Source organism: Salmonella sp. SAL4457 (assembly GCF_046548235.1).
GTDB classification, from domain to species: domain Bacteria; phylum Pseudomonadota; class Gammaproteobacteria; order Enterobacterales; family Enterobacteriaceae; genus Salmonella; species Salmonella enterica.
On the sequence record NZ_JBGDZO010000544.1, the window covers coordinates 1 to 269 of the forward strand.

Here is a 269-nt window from a genome sequence, read left to right on the forward strand (position 1 = left end):
TTCTACGGTGCGGCGATCCTGATCCTGCTGTTCGCCGCAGTGGTCATCGGCTTCCCCCAGCGCGCCGGCGAATGGCTGCTGGCCGCGCAGACCTGGGCCTCGCAGACCGTCGGCTGGTACTACCTGCTGGCGATGACGCTGTACCTGATCTTCGTGGTGGTCACCGCGCTTTCCGGCTACGGCAAGATCAAGCTCGGTGCCGACCACGACGAGCCGGAATTCAGCTACCTGTCCTGGGCCGGCATGCTGTTCGCCGCCGGCATCAGCAT

General features: G+C 65.4%; 1 protein-coding gene. It reads left to right on the plus strand.

Annotated features, from left to right (window positions below; translation table 11 throughout):
- Positions 1–269 (plus strand): BCCT family transporter (locus ACLJNW_RS25400; protein WP_410961394.1); only part of this gene is annotated, 269 nt, incomplete at both ends.